We start from the raw sequence: 13939 nt of genomic DNA, 5'->3' as shown, positions 1-13939 counted from the left end.
TGGTCAAACTATCCCCCTTCCTGCATAGAAATGTGGGGAAGGGGGTTTTTCAGCATGAGAGCGCCAAGAAGATATAGACCCCAATCTCGAAAAGGTCCGCTGCCATTTCGTTATGTGCTACTTTTATCTTTTCTTATTTTTGTTGTGTTAACAGTACAAGGGTTGTGGATTATTGAGAAGGGGATTCGGCCAACTTTGATGTCTATCGCTACGACAGAGACAAGAGTGATTGCAACAAAGGCAATAAATGATGCCGTATCGAAGAAAATCGCAAGTGATCTAAACCAGGAAGATTTATTTTTTATTGAAAAAAATGCGAATGATGATATTCAATTGATTCAATTTAATACTCAAATTTACAACAAAATATTATCAGAAGCAACTAACCGTGTTCAGCGTCATTTAAAAGCAATCGAACAAGGAGAAGCTTTCGATGTGACATTTGATTCAGAAGGCAATAATGAAAGTCTGACTACTGAGGGTGGAATTATTTATAGCATTCCTCTCGGTCAGGCGACAAACAATGCCCTACTTGCCCAACTTGGACCACAAATTCCGGTTCGCTTCTCGGCAATTGGGGATGTGAAGACTGACCTTAATGCTGAAACGATAAATACAGGCATCAATAATACGACGATCTCATTTAATTTTGATGTCATTGTCGATGTAAAGATTGTTATTCCGTTTGCGACAAATACTGAAGCAGTAAAAACAACGATACCTGTTGGCTTTATCAATATCCAAGGAAAAGTTCCAGAATATTATTCAGATGGTGGAGGGGGGATGATTTTACCTGCCGAATTAAAAAAATCATCTGAAGATAATGAACTAGGTCTTCCTCCAAGTGGTGGAAATTAACATTGCCTTTCCTAATAAAACATGATAACATCCATAATTGGTAATTAAATAGAGGTGCCTCATTTTACAATGAGGTAGAGGCGCGATTGCTATCAGTATCTTTTCTGAGGATGACAACGTTGATGAGAAGAAAAAGGAGCCATCGCCGAAGTGGGAGTAGATGTCAGGCTATTTCTGCTGGAGCTGCATTGAATAAATGCAGGGCTGTCATAACTTGAAGTGATCAAGTTATGGAGGACTACCATGATTATGGGGATTCACTCGGCTAAAAGGCGATAGTGGGTTAACCATTGTCGTCTTTTTCTGTTTTGAAGCTATGTATGAGTAATATTGCTTATGCGAAGTAGGCATAGTTTATTAAAGTGAGCATGTGCTTAAGAAGTCCTCATTCTATGAAAGAACCAGTATATATTATTTAGGAGGATATTTTATATGGAATTATCTATTTTATCTTTAGTGCCTCCGATTTTAGCGCTTGTAATGGTTATTGTTACAAGACGTGTCTTAGTATCACTTGGGACAGGTGCTATTGTTGGAGCGTTGATGTTACACAATTTTAATCCGCTTACTGCGGCAGCAAATATTTATGGAATTGTTATGGGAATCATTTTTGATTACGAAGTAGAATCTGTGACATTCCAATCGGTCACTCGAGCGATTATTGACGAAGGGTTTGCGATAAATACATGGGAATTCTTTATCATTCTCTTCCTCTTGTTATTAGGGATGATGGCTGCACTCATTACTCGATCCGGCGGGAGTCGTGCGTTTGGAGAGTGGGCAATGCAACGAGTGAAAACTCGTGTTGGTGCTCAAATCTTAACGGTCGTGCTTGGGCTAATCATTTTTATTGATGACTACTTTAATAGTTTAACGGTTGGGAATGTGAGTCGCCCTTTAACAGATCGTCACCGGATTTCACGTGCGAAATTAGCTTATTTAGTTGATTCAACGGCAGCACCAATGTGTGTCATTGCGCCAATTTCAAGTTGGGGTGCGTACATTATCGCCATTATTGCGGGGGTTTTTGCAACGCATTCAGTGACCGAGTACGAAGCATTACAAGCGTTCATGTTAATGGTGCCAATGAATATTTACGCACTTGTTGCGATTGGGCTTGTGTTAGCTGTTGCATGGTTCAACCTTGATTTTGGACCGATGAAAGCTCATGAACAACGAGCGATGAAAACAGGCGAATTGTTTAATATAGGGCTAGGAGCTATTCCTGGTTCTCAAGAAGATATCCAAGCAAGTGATAAAGGCAAAGTTGGCGACTTAGTATGGCCGATTATTGCGCTCATTGTAGGCACAGTCTTTTTTATGATTACAACAGGAATTCAAGGAACGGAAGGCACCGCAACACTTTTAACCATTTTTGAAAACACGGATGTGGCAGCAGCTCTTGTATACGGTGGACTGTTTGGCTTAGCCATTGCCCTTTTAATGAATGTGTTCAAGCCGAAGTCAGGTACAGGGATTGGTCCTTCCCTTTTTGTGGGAATGAAGTCTATGCTTCCAGCTATTTATATATTATTCTTTGCTTGGACGTTGATCTCCATCATTGGTGATTTAGGTACAGGAACGTATTTAGCGTCACTTGTTGAGGAAGCGAATCTTCATCCAATGTTTTTACCTGTTATTTTATTTGTGATTGCAGGTTTTGCAGCGTTCTCAACGGGAACATCTTGGGGGACGTTTGGATTGTTACTTCCGATTGCCGGTGAAATGGCAGCTGTCATTGATATTACGATGATCTTGCCGATGATGGCTGCAGTTCTTGCTGGTTCTATTTTTGGTGATCATTGTTCACCGATATCAGATACGACGATTCTTTCCTCTACTGGAGCAGGGAGTCATCACATTGATCACGTTGTGACACAGCTTCCATATGCGTTAGTAGCAGCTGGAATTACGATGATTTCATATGTTGTACTCGGAATGACGACAAGTGTCTTATTGAGTTTAGTAGTGGCATTTGCTCTTCTTTTTGCAACCGTGGTTATTTTAAAAAGAATGTATGGTAAAAAAGCATAATAAATAAGAAAAAGGTCACCTTCTATTTTATTGAAGGTTGATCTTTTTTTGTTATCAGAAGGGAAGCAAAAATCTAGCAATCGAGAAGGTCATTTATGGTAGAGTGATGAAAGAGTATTTTTGGTAAACTTGACCGTATGAAGGAGAAAAAGGATGGAGATAAATATCGTTATTAAAATGATTATTTGTACTGTCGTAGCATTATGTCTTGGATTCTTTGGCTTTTTTGCAGCGGCTTTTAGCTTGTTAATGGGAGAATTTCAGTTTTACACACCTCTTATTATTGTCACCACCATTGCTTTATTTGTCTTTTTTATCATGAAGATATTTACGTTAGCGAAACCAAGAACGCTTAAAATTAGTTCGCTTAGTTTTCTTGCCCTATGTGTTATTGCGACCGTTATCTATGAAATCAGAGAGAGTTATATAAATAATATCGCCACGGTTAGTGATCAGGATTTTAATTTATACGGCTATCAGCCATTTCACGAGGATTCTAGTGTTGTTGCATTAGTAGAACCATCTAATTTACAACTAGAAAGTGAGCTTCCTATTTTAGACGGGGCGACAGCACTTTATCCGGTGTATTCTGCCTTTGCACGAGCAAGCTATCCCGAAAAAGAGTATGACGTACATCAAAGTGAGGTCATGTCGAGCCAAACAGGTGAGGCGTATCGCAAGCTTATAGATGGAGTGGTTGATATCATCTTTGCGGCAGGTCCTTCTGCGCGTCAGTTGCAAATGGCTGAAGAAAAAGGTGTTGAACTTGAGCTAACCCCGATTGGACGTGAAGCGTTTGTCTTTTTTGTGAATGAGAAAAATCCGGTAAAAGGACTTACGGTTGAGCAAATTCAAGCCATCTATTCAGGTGACATTACAAATTGGAGAGAGGTAGGGGGAAACAATGAAGCAATTCTAGCCTTTCAACGACCTGCTGATAGCGGAAGTCAAACAGCATTAGAAAAGCTGATGGGGGAGGAGCCGTTAGTTGAGCCTCCTACTGAAAATATCGCTTCAGGTATGGGAGGGATCATTGAAGAAGTCTCCAGTTATCGAAATTATAAAAATGCAATTGGTTTTACTTTTCGTTTTTTCTCCACTGAAATGGTGCAAAATGGAGAAGTTCGCTACTTAGAAATAAACGGTGTTTATCCAAATAAAGAAACAATTCGAAATGATGAATATCCGATTACGTCAGAGTTTTATGCGATCACTGCTGGAAGTGACAATCCGAATATTGATGTTTTTCTTCAATGGATCTTGTCTGAACAAGGACAATGGTTAGTGGAGGAAACAGGGTATGTGCCTATTAACAATTAACCAAGTAAAAAGAAAACCCTCCTTAGAATAAAATTCGATAAATCTAAGGAAGAGAATTTACTGATACGTTTTGATGTGTAGTTGGCAGCCGACTTATGATTGAATCTACGTTTTCACAAAGAGTTCTTTTGATTTTCGCTTTAACTTTCGTAATGATCTCTTGAGGAAAGAGGTCACATCTGAACCATCTTTTACACGCTCATACGTTTTCACAAATTTTTCTGCTGTACATGGGTACTGCTCTCCATTTTTATCTGTTATAAGGTAGTCGCCAGGACGGCCAACGATTGAGCCTTCTGCAGTCTCAATCGTGATCGTTCTTGTAATTTTTACAGCTTCGATCACGACTGGCTTTGTTCGATAACGAGCCATCTCTTCACACCTCCTTTATCCTACTTCGACCACGCGTTAAAAAAACATCCTTTATTATTTCATCGTACTCAATGTTTATGGAAAATGTGACAAGAACCTACTCCATTCGAAACTAGGGTTGTTTCGTTACATGAGGGGATTTTGAAAAGTGAAACCGAAATTGGAAAGAGCTTTAAAGGAGCGATAATGCTCCACACATTGCACTACGTAGCTTCTCTTGATTCTTTTAACCATCAAGGAACGCAGTGCAGTTAATTATGTAAGCGATTTCAAATTATTGAAAATATCTATACTAAATTGAGAACATTCGGAATAAATAAATAGAGAAAGTGATTCAAAAATACATGTAAAGAGGTGAAGCGAATGAACGTAAGGGAACAGTGGGGGACGCGTGCTGGATTTATTTTGGCTGCAATTGGTTCGGCAGTTGGTTTAGGGAATATTTGGCGTTTTCCGTATGTAGCGTATGAAAATGGAGGAGGAGCTTTCTTTTTACCGTACTTATTTGCTCTTATTACTGCTGGTATTCCTCTTCTCATTATGGAATTTACTCTCGGCCATAAGTATCGAGGTTCGGCGCCGTTATCCTATGCAAGAATGAATAAAAAAACAGAATGGATCGGTTGGTGGCAAGTAGCCATTTCCTTTGTGATTGCAACATACTATGCGGTCATAATTGCTTGGGCGATGTCCTATACGTACTTTGCTGTCAATCAACGGTGGGGTGAAGATACGGGTGGCTTTTTAATGGGGGATTACCTCCAAAGAATCGATGTTGTTTCAGGTGGAGCTCCTGGTGACATTGGAGCACTTGTTCCAGGCGTATTCATTCCACTTGTGCTCGTCTGGATTATCACGCTTGGTGTGCTATTTAAGGGGATAAGACGTGGAATTGAAATCGCAAACCGAATCTTTATCCCATTACTCGTTGCGATGTTCTTGCTTATTGTTATCCGAGCGATCACGCTAGAAGGTGCATTAACCGGGTTAGATGCTTTCTTTAAACCAGAGTGGAGTGAAATTATGTCACCAGGGGTTTGGGTGGCAGCGTATGGACAGATTTTCTTTAGTTTATCGATCGCGTTTGCGATAATGATTACGTACTCGAGTTATTTATCGAGAAAATCGGATATTACAAATAATGCGTTTATTACCGGCTTTAGTAACTCAAGTTTTGAATTATTAGCTGGGATTGGTGTCTTTGCAGCCCTGGGGTTTATGGCAAATGCATCAGGTGTTGCGGTAGCCGATGTTGCTGATGCCGGGATCGGTCTGGCCTTTGTTGTTTTCCCTGAGATTATTAACACATTCCCTGGTATGAATGGATTGTTTGGAGTGTTGTTCTTTGGATCACTCGTGCTTGCAGGTTTGTCGTCGCTCATTTCCATTGTTGAAACGTTTGTATCAGCTGTACAAGATAAGTTTAAATTCTCACGACGAAAAGCCGTTACAATTGGTGGGGGTTTATCTGCTCTCATTTCAGTCCTGTTCGCCACTCAAGGTGGGTTGTTCTTCTTAGATGCAGCTGATTATTTCATTAATCAATTTGGGGTTGCTCTTGCTGGTCTTGTATCTGTCATTGCTGTCTCATGGTTTGTAAAAAAATTGCCAGAGTTTCAAACACATGCGAATGGAGTGTCTGATTTCCGGCTTGGTTCATGGTGGAAAATCTGTTTAAGTATCATTACACCAATTGTACTCGGGTACATGTTTATTCAAAATACGATTAACAACTTAACAGATAATTATGAAGGCTATTCTACTGCGTTTTTAATTGGTTCAGGTTGGCTCGTGGCCATTTTAGCCATTGTCGTTGGGTTTATTTTTGCAAAGTTTAAGTGGAAAAATGGTGATATGAATATTCCGAGAAAATAATAAAAGGAGTTGAGCGATATGAGTGGTGGAGCAGTTACAATGATGATTCTAGGTATGTTTATTATTTGGGGAGGTTTAGGACTTAGTATTGCCAATGCTGTAAAGGTGTCAAAAAGTAAGAGATAAAACAAACAGATGTCGCACTAAGGCTATTGTCCTATGTGCGACATTTTTTTATAAATTAGTCTCCGCTATACTATTTCTTTTAAAGTAAATAAATAAATTTGTGATCCACTTAGACACAAGGAAAACAAATACATAGCCGATAAAAAGATGGAGGTAGTTTACCTTATGCATCTCAAACAACTGAAAAACAACTAAATAAGGCTTGAAGACAAATGCAAGGCCTGCGCTTAAGGCGGTCGCGTACAAGTAGTAATTTTTCTTGTGATTAAGAACCCATTGATATAGAAAAATAAATAAGACTGGGATAAGGGAGACGTCTAATCCAAAATTTACAGGGGTGATCGGGATGGCTTGGTACGGATAACTCACTAAACCCACTTTTACAAAAAATGTATCAAGATAAGAGAACCAGACATGAACGTTAAATCCATAAAAACCTAAAAGAAATGCTTTGCTTTTATCTAATTTAAAGTAAAGCACGATGAGTGGGGCAAATAGCATAATAAAGTTAAACCAAAATTGCCATGTATCGAGAAAAGAATACTCGAGCCAATAGTTGATCCACTCGGTTGTGATTTCCTCTTGTGAAGTTCTTAAGTTTGTTAAAAGTTGAGTTTGATCTTCTGTCATTTAAGCTTCCTCGCTTTAATTGTCTTGTACATTTAGTCTTTTCTAAAGGAATAAACTTATTCGTCACCGGCTAATAAAATAGCGCTAGAACACTTATTCTAGCGCTTGAAATCATGTTATTTTTTCTTTCTTCGATCTTGATACGCTTTTCGTTCCCACTGCTTTAAAGAAGGGTATGGGTCAAATGACCATTCTGTATAGCCGTTATCACGATACATTCCGTAATGAAGGTGAGGAGGGAACTTTCCTTGTGTACCAGGTTTTCCATAACCGGAGCTCCCACAATACCCAATTACATCACCTGGGGCAACGATGCTATTTTCTTCAATGCCCTTTTCAAATCCGCTTAAATGGGCGTAATAATGATAGATGTTATCTAAGTCACGAATGCCGATTCGCCAACCACCATATTTGTTCCAGCCTTTGATTTCCACTCGACCATATGCTGTGGCACGTATGGGGACGTTGTAGCCTGCGAAAATGTCCGTTCCTTCATGAATCCGTCTACCACCCCAGCCACGCCTGTCTCCCCACGTGTTTTTGTAACTATAATTATAGTTCAGAGGCATTGGAAAAGCATGGTCATCTAAATCCAACGTGTCGAACTTTTTGTATACTTGAGCATGTCCATGGACAATCCTCACTGATTGATCCCGTTTATACTTCTCCCATAAACCAATCCGAAGGTCATCTTCGTTAAAACCAAAGCCTTCTAGATAATGAGCAAGAGTATATAGAACATCTTCATCATTGCTTCGATCAGCAAGACCATCTCCATCACCGTCAAGTCCTACTCCACCAAACATTTGAATAGATAAAGGGTGCGTATCTTGTTTATTAGGGTTGAACTTACCAGCCCATTCCTCTTCAGAATAATAAATAGAAATGAACCCTTCCTCTTTTGGACGGTCTTTAATAGCACGTCTTAGACCTCGCTCATACGTATCAACAGCGGCTAAGTAGTGCCACGGGACATTTGTAACGGTTTCTACTTTTTTAAATAAATCCATCCGTTTTTCATAAATTTGTTCATTCGTTAGCTCCTCTTTCTCTGCCGCTGTAACAAGTGGAAGAGAAACAAACACGAAAATAATGGCTAAGACAATGACTTTACTTAATCTCATGTTAGGCTCCTTTCTAACGTTTAAGAAACAGTTATTCCTGGCCGTGTTTTGCTCTTTATATAGTGTGGTAAAAAAAGCCCGAAAAATTGGAGAGAATGATTGGAAATTTTGAGCGGTCGCTTGGTTATTTTTTCGAAATCATGATAAAGTAGTAGAGAGAATTTTGATGAGAGAGTATTTATAGTATGTGTAAAATGCTTTTTTCCAATAGAGAAATTACTTTTGGGAAAATAAAGAGACAACGATTGGATGGAGTGAGTTGAATGGCAAAGAAAGAAGAGCATTTTCGTAAGCCAGATTGGCTGAAAATAAAATTAAATACAAATGAGTCGTATACAGGACTTAAAAAAATGATGCGAGAAAACAAGTTAAATACGGTATGTGAAGAAGCGCGTTGCCCGAACATTCATGAGTGTTGGGCCGTTCGTAAAACAGCAACCTTCATGATTCTTGGTGATGTTTGTACGAGAGCTTGTCGTTTCTGTGCCGTCAAAACAGGTTTACCAAATGAACTTGATTTACAAGAGCCAGAGCGTGTAGCAGAATCCGTTGAAAAGATGGGATTAAAACATGTCGTTATTACTGCTGTCGCTAGAGATGACTTAAAAGACGGAGGGTCTGCTGTTTATGCAGAGACGGTACGAGCGGTAAGACGCCGCAATCCTTTCTGTACTATAGAAGTATTGCCATCAGATATGCTTGGTAGTTACGACAACTTAAAAACATTAATGGATGCGCGTCCAAATATTATGAATCATAATATTGAAACGGTCCGCAGCCTAACACCAAGGGTTCGTGCACGTGCTACCTATGAGCGTACATTAGAATTTTTAAAACGTGCAAAAGAAATGCATTCAGACATTCCTACGAAATCAAGTTTAATGATTGGTCTTGGTGAAACAAAGGAAGAGATCATTGAAACAATGGACGATCTACGTGCAGCAGATGTCGACATCATGACAATAGGACAATACTTACAACCAACAAAGAAACATCTGAAAGTTCAAAAGTATTATCACCCAGACGAATTTGCAGAACTTAAGGAAATTGCTTTGGAGAAAGGCTTTAGTCATTGTGAAGCTGGTCCACTTGTTCGTTCTTCTTATCATGCCGATGAGCAAGTAAATGAAGCACAAGTACGTGCCGAAGCTAAAAAGGTAACAAATCAATAAGGAAGCTGCTAAGAATCGTTTCTTAGTAGTCAAGGAGAAGGAGCGCAGTGACGCTCCTTCTTTATGATTTTCATGTGCAGGTTAGCCTTCTTGTTAGCGATCCATTAGCCGTCGTTGCTTTGATTGCATGATGTTGACGTTATCATCAGCATCTTCGTTATACTCTCCTTGTGGTGATTCTTGCTTCATTTCTTGAATCGTTTGTTCTAATGTTCCTTCAAGATCTGAATTGGCAGAAGATAAATTTTGGAAACGTTCAATTTCATCAAAATGATCGTGATTATCAGAGATGTATACTTCGTAATAACGTGGTATGATCGATAGCGCACTTCGTTTTACTTGATCTGCTACAAACTCACGATTATCCGCCTGAGCATCGTAAGCAACAAGTACATATTTATCTGTGACAAGTGCTCCTGCTTCATTTACAACGTCATTCGTTAACACCATTCGTGTAACCGCATCTGATAGACGATCTCGATCAATGACAGGAATGGCATCTTGTCGGCCGTTTTGGACAATATGGTCTCGCTCATAACGAGAATAGCCGAAGTGACTGTAGTCGTTCGTTTCGTTTAACGCATTAATCGGATAGTGTCCTTGGTTTGGCTGATGACTATCATGATTAGCTGTTCGCTGCAACGTTTGCCCTTGTTCAGGCATTTGACAACCCGATGCAAGTAACATGGTTGCAATACCAGTAACAAGTAATGATTTTTTTATCATAATCAAACCTCCTCTATCTTCAGATTGACCAGAATGACTGACTTTTACAGCTAGTAAATGATGGTGTATGACTGCATGAAAGAGGTTTGCGAAAGATAAGTGTGAGTAGTTTTTGTAGTATGTGGTTTGAAATGTGGTATAATAAGGAAAGCAAAAATAAAGAGGTGAGCCAAATGGTTCGCATTCAAGGGATGCACTATGAAATTTTAGAAGATGTAAAAAATGGTTGGGATGAAGAAGCTTTCAAAGCCCGCTACGCTGATGTCTTAAATAAATATGATTACATAGTTGGTGATTGGGGTTACAACCAGTTAAGGCTAAGAGGCTTTTTTGAAGACCGACATAAAAAATCAACACATGATACAAAAATTAGCACATTGCCGGATTATTTGTATGAGTATTGCAATTTTGGCTGTGCCTATTTCGTCATTAAAAAAGTAAAAGAAGAAAAAGAAAAGCAGCCTCGCTAATTGCGGAGGTTGCTTTTGTTACATAGAAAAACCGTCCGGTGAGTGTGCTCATAGGACGGTTCGTTTGGGGATCAGTCGATTTTAATTTGTTGTGTATGGTGGTTCTTCGTTTTTATTCTGGTCATCATGAGTTGGGTGAGCTCCCGGAAATTCCCTTGGTAAATTTTGGTGCAGTGACTTAAACTCATAGTTAAAAGCACTATAGTAACGTTGTCCAGGCTCCCATGGTGTACTTTTATTTGAAACAGGTTGATTTTTATTAATTGGTGAGCCGTACGGGCCCTCAGGAAAGTCTTCTGCGGCAAGGAAATTTCGCTGAGTTTCAACATTTGAAAAATCTGTATACTGTTGTTTCTCTTTATCTGCCATGAATAAGGCACCTCCTTTCCATTAATTTGCCCGGTACGTTTTATTTTTACTAATAGTGAATGCTACCAAATATGTAGGAAGAGGAAGGGAAGAGTGACAAATTGAACTAGTAATAGCCCGAGAAGAGCTTTATCTCGGGCTAACTATTTGAAGTTACATGAGTTCGTGTAAGAATGAACGAAGCTCAGATGCTTCTTCTTCAGATAAATTATAAGCATGTTCGAGGTAGCCTGGTTCGTCTAGATCATCGGAGCCGATAATGGCAAAACGACTCGATTGAACATCTAGGACAAGCTGCTTGCCATAATATCGAGATGAAGAGACAATAGCAAGATCGAAGCGCTGATGTTCACCCATAAAACTGACAAAGCGTGTTCTTGTTTCTTCTATATCATCGTATAAATAAAAGCGCTCGGACAAAGTATATAGCTCCTTTCCATTCTTTTAGAGTCATCATACCATGAGAGGAGCTTGGAGGAAATGACATCTATTGCTTGTAGAACTTTATGTAATACATCAGTTGAATCTGCTGGCTTGATCTTTCATGCTGAAATCCCTCCAATGTTGTATACTAAGAGTATACTCGTACGAAAATGAAATGATAGGTGGATGAGTGAGATGTATTTTGTTGACCGAGAAAAAATTGAACAAACACTTGTTTATATGGAAACATTGCAGGGCCAACTTGCTCAGGGAGCAATTAGTAATTTAACAGAGAAACTGGCTTTGGAACGAGCTACCTATGTTGTTATTGAATCGATTATTGATGTTGGAAATAGCATGATTGATGGATTTATTATGAGAGACCCAGGGGGTTACGAAGATATTATTGATATTCTCGAAGACGAGAAAGTTGTACAAGCAGAAGATGCAGTTTCGTTAAAAGAGGTTATCGGTCTCAGAAAGCAGCTTGTGCAAAATTATTCTAACGTTGATCATCAGCAATTGCTTGAAACATTTGCTACACATGAAACAGCATTGCTACATTTTCCAGTTGACGTTAGACGATATTTAGTAGAAGAGTTAGGTCCAGTTAGTGCGTTTTTACCAAATAATAACAAATAGGTAAGGTTGATTATTTGCAATTTTTTGTACATTCCATACAATGAGAGGTAAGGATGGTGATCGTTGTGAGAAGTGAGACGAACTCTACACGTCAAGTCATCTTAACTCTGTTAAAGCGAAATCAAGAGCAAACCGTGTCATCTTTGGCTACGACACTGGAACTTACAGAGATGGCGGTTCGTAGGCACCTACGAGAACTAGAACGAGATGAGTTGATTAGTTCAAGGTTAGAAAAGCAGGCGATGGGACGACCAATTCATAAGTATTTTTTAACTGAAAAAGGAAGCGAAACGTTTCCACGAAATTATAGTGATTTATCTTTAGGAATTCTTCAAGACGTTGAAGTATTAAATGGAAGCGAAATGGTTGACCAATTATTTGAACAAAGAAGAGATCGTCTCTATAAAAAATATGCAGCAGAAATAAAAGGATCGTTTCTAGAGCGTGTCGAGGCATTAGCGCGAATTCAAAGTCAAGCAGGTTATATGGTTGAGTATAAAGAACTAGAAGATGGCACATTCGAGTTTATTGAGTACAATTGTCCAATTTCACAAGTAGCTAAGGAATACCCAATTGCATGCACATGCGAGCAACAGCTGTTCAAACGATTACTTGTCACTGATCACGTTGAACGCAAGTCTTGTATTGCAAAAGAAAATACTTCATGCTGTGTATATAAACTCAAAGGACCATAATAGGCACAAACGTAAAAAAAAAGAAAGAGGATTTTGAATGCAACATGATACTTTGCCTGAAAGAGGGAGAATATGAAAAGTTACAAAGGTTTTTTAATTGATTTAGACGGGACTGTTTATCGTGGGAGTGAAAAGATTGATGAGGCCGTATTGTTTGTGAAAGAGTTAGAAAGAAGAAAGCTACCTTATCTTTTTGTTACAAATAACTCAACAAAACGACCTGATCAAGTGGCTGAGCATTTAAGAGAGATGGATGTACCTGCAACAGCAGAGCATGTCTTTACGACAAGTATGGCGACTGCTACCTATATATCCGAACAAAAGACACATGCTCGTATTTGCATGGTTGGTGAAGAAGGACTAAAGTTTGCATTAGAAGAAGAAGGTCACACAATTGTAGATGAGAATGCTGACTTTGTCGTGATGGGACTTGACCGTTCAATTACATATGAAAAGTTAGCAAAGGCTGCTCTTAATGTTCGCCAAGGAGCTACGTTTATCGCAACAAATGGGGATGTTGCCTTGCCAACTGAGCGTGGATTGTTACCGGGAGCAGGCTCTCTTATTTCGGTTGTTTCTGTATCAACTGGGGTAACTCCGAAGTTTATCGGAAAACCTGAATCAATTATTGTTGAACAAGCATTAGATGTAATTGGCTTAACGAAAGAAGAAACGATTATGATCGGCGATAATTACCACACAGACATCCTTGCAGGAATACGGGCAGGGATGGATACATTAATGGTATACACAGGTGTCTCAACAAAAGAGCAAGTCGAATCGTACAAAAAGTTACCTACTCACGCGATAGAAACACTCGCACAATGGACATTTGAATGAAAAAGAGACTCCAAAGGTCGGTTTATGACCTTTGGAGTCTCTTTTGAAGCAATGAGCGTAGCCACTACTATGTTTTAAAGTATCTTATGAGTGTTCTTCTCATAAGAAACGCGTAGTGAGCGAAGCCATTGCTTTTTTAATCGGTCGGTTTATGACCTTTGGAGTCTCTTTTGATGCAATGAGCGAAGCCACTACTATGTTTTAAAGTATCTTATGAGTGTTCTTCTCATAAGAAACGCGTAGTGAGCGAAGCCATTGCTTTT

General features: G+C 39.2%; 16 protein-coding genes and 1 riboswitch. Of the genes, 10 read left to right on the top strand and 6 right to left on the bottom strand.

What is annotated here, in order from left to right:
- The first annotated feature begins 54 nt into the window (after positions 1 to 54).
- The 3 genes from yunB (at position 55) to SLH51_RS14985 (ending at position 4212) form a co-directional block, all read left to right on the top strand.
- A complete protein-coding gene (gene yunB / locus SLH51_RS14995) occupies positions 55 to 858 on the top strand; it encodes a sporulation protein YunB (RefSeq protein ID WP_335962161.1) in 804 nt (267 codons plus the stop codon).
- A 67-nt stretch (positions 859 to 925) separates the two neighbouring features.
- A riboswitch (Lysine riboswitch) is annotated at positions 926 to 1107 on the top strand.
- Positions 1108 to 1290: 183 nt separating this feature from the next.
- Positions 1291 to 2892 carry a Na+/H+ antiporter NhaC family protein gene (locus SLH51_RS14990; protein ID WP_335962159.1) on the top strand — a complete coding sequence of 534 codons (1602 nt, stop codon included), beginning with the start codon at positions 1291 to 1293 and terminating at the stop codon, positions 2890 to 2892.
- 153 nt (positions 2893 to 3045) lie between these two features.
- A complete protein-coding gene (locus SLH51_RS14985) occupies positions 3046 to 4212 on the top strand; it encodes a PstS family phosphate ABC transporter substrate-binding protein (protein ID WP_335962158.1) in 1167 nt (388 codons plus the stop codon).
- Between the two features lie 105 nt (positions 4213 to 4317).
- Here SLH51_RS14985 and SLH51_RS14980 read toward each other — a convergent pair whose 3' ends face one another.
- The gene (locus SLH51_RS14980; protein ID WP_335962156.1) at positions 4318 to 4584 is read right to left on the bottom strand and encodes a hypothetical protein; all 267 of its coding nucleotides are present in this window, start codon (positions 4582 to 4584) and stop codon (positions 4318 to 4320) included.
- A 363-nt stretch (positions 4585 to 4947) separates the two neighbouring features.
- Here SLH51_RS14980 and SLH51_RS14975 point away from each other — a divergent pair, with 363 nt between their 5' ends.
- Together SLH51_RS14975 and SLH51_RS14970 are read left to right on the top strand one after the other, a co-directional pair.
- Positions 4948 to 6459 (top strand): sodium-dependent transporter, encoded by a 1512-nt coding sequence (locus SLH51_RS14975; RefSeq protein WP_335962155.1) that lies wholly within the window; start codon positions 4948 to 4950, stop codon positions 6457 to 6459.
- 18 nt (positions 6460 to 6477) lie between these two features.
- Positions 6478 to 6585: a methionine/alanine import family NSS transporter small subunit gene (locus SLH51_RS14970; protein WP_335962154.1), complete on the top strand. Its 108-nt coding sequence runs from the start codon at positions 6478 to 6480 to the stop codon at positions 6583 to 6585.
- Between the two features lie 48 nt (positions 6586 to 6633).
- Here the strand turns inward: SLH51_RS14970 and SLH51_RS14965 are convergent, their stop codons facing one another.
- Positions 6634 to 7215, bottom strand: a complete 582-nt coding sequence (locus SLH51_RS14965) for a CBO0543 family protein (protein ID WP_335962153.1) — start codon at positions 7213 to 7215, stop codon at positions 6634 to 6636.
- Between the two features lie 116 nt (positions 7216 to 7331).
- Complete coding sequence (locus SLH51_RS14960) at positions 7332 to 8339, bottom strand: M23 family metallopeptidase (RefSeq protein WP_335962152.1); 1008 nt, start codon at positions 8337 to 8339, stop codon at positions 7332 to 7334.
- 263 nt (positions 8340 to 8602) lie between these two features.
- Between SLH51_RS14960 and lipA the strand changes: the two genes are divergently transcribed.
- The gene (lipA, locus tag SLH51_RS14955) at positions 8603 to 9511 is read left to right on the top strand and encodes a lipoyl synthase (protein WP_335962151.1); all 909 of its coding nucleotides are present in this window, start codon (positions 8603 to 8605) and stop codon (positions 9509 to 9511) included.
- A gap of 93 nt (positions 9512 to 9604) precedes the next feature.
- On the opposite strand, the gene SLH51_RS14950 is transcribed toward lipA, so the two are convergent.
- Complete coding sequence (locus SLH51_RS14950) at positions 9605 to 10237, bottom strand: YhcN/YlaJ family sporulation lipoprotein (RefSeq protein ID WP_335962150.1); 633 nt, start codon at positions 10235 to 10237, stop codon at positions 9605 to 9607.
- A gap of 173 nt (positions 10238 to 10410) precedes the next feature.
- Between SLH51_RS14950 and SLH51_RS14945 the strand changes: the two genes are divergently transcribed.
- The gene (locus tag SLH51_RS14945; protein ID WP_335962223.1) at positions 10411 to 10707 is read left to right on the top strand and encodes a YutD family protein; all 297 of its coding nucleotides are present in this window, start codon (positions 10411 to 10413) and stop codon (positions 10705 to 10707) included.
- Between the two features lie 81 nt (positions 10708 to 10788).
- On the opposite strand, the gene SLH51_RS14940 is transcribed toward SLH51_RS14945, so the two are convergent.
- Positions 10789 to 11076, bottom strand: a complete 288-nt coding sequence (locus tag SLH51_RS14940; protein WP_335962149.1) for a cytosolic protein — start codon at positions 11074 to 11076, stop codon at positions 10789 to 10791.
- Between the two features lie 153 nt (positions 11077 to 11229).
- Positions 11230 to 11496, bottom strand: coding sequence for a DUF3055 domain-containing protein (locus SLH51_RS14935; protein WP_335962148.1), 267 nt, complete (start codon positions 11494 to 11496; stop codon positions 11230 to 11232).
- A 198-nt stretch (positions 11497 to 11694) separates the two neighbouring features.
- On the opposite strand from SLH51_RS14935, the gene SLH51_RS14930 reads away from it, so the two are divergent.
- From SLH51_RS14930 to SLH51_RS14920, 3 genes are all read left to right on the top strand, one after another.
- On the top strand, positions 11695 to 12141 hold the full coding sequence (locus SLH51_RS14930) for a DUF86 domain-containing protein (RefSeq protein ID WP_335962147.1): 447 nt from the start codon (positions 11695 to 11697) through the stop codon (positions 12139 to 12141).
- 53 nt (positions 12142 to 12194) lie between these two features.
- A complete protein-coding gene (locus SLH51_RS14925; RefSeq protein ID WP_335962146.1) occupies positions 12195 to 12836 on the top strand; it encodes a helix-turn-helix transcriptional regulator in 642 nt (213 codons plus the stop codon).
- Positions 12837 to 12908: 72 nt separating this feature from the next.
- The gene (locus SLH51_RS14920; RefSeq protein WP_335962145.1) at positions 12909 to 13676 is read left to right on the top strand and encodes a TIGR01457 family HAD-type hydrolase; all 768 of its coding nucleotides are present in this window, start codon (positions 12909 to 12911) and stop codon (positions 13674 to 13676) included.
- Positions 13677 to 13939 lie beyond the last annotated feature (263 nt).

Source organism: Halalkalibacter kiskunsagensis, assembly GCF_037027555.1.
GTDB lineage: Bacteria > Bacillota > Bacilli > Bacillales > Bacillaceae_D > Halalkalibacter > Halalkalibacter kiskunsagensis.
This window is presented reverse-complemented; position numbering and strand designations above follow the sequence as displayed.